This window comes from Rhodococcus ruber, assembly GCF_027270735.1.
GTDB lineage: Bacteria > Actinomycetota > Actinomycetes > Mycobacteriales > Mycobacteriaceae > Rhodococcoides > Rhodococcoides rubrum_A.
Map to the genome: position 1 here is coordinate 1 of NZ_JAPWIJ010000055.1, position 221 is coordinate 221.

The following is a 221-nucleotide window of genomic DNA, read 5'->3' on the forward strand; positions in this document are numbered from 1 at the left end:
ACGTACAGGTGCACGCCCGCCTTGCTCTCGCGCATGAACAGGTCGAAAGGTGCCTGCGACGGAATGAACAGCAGCGCTTGGTATTCGAACGTGCCCTCGGCCTTGTACGGGATGACCTCGAGCGGCTCGTCCCAGGCGTGGCTGTCGTGCTTGTAGAACTCCTTGTACTCCTCCTCGGACTCCTCGTCCTTGGAGCGGGTCCACAGCGCCTTCTGCGAGTT

At 61.5% G+C, this 221-nt stretch carries 1 pseudogene; it reads right to left on the bottom strand.

From position 1 onward, the window contains the following. A pseudogene (locus tag O4220_RS27790) lies at positions 1-221 on the bottom strand (molecular chaperone HtpG); the annotation flags it as partial.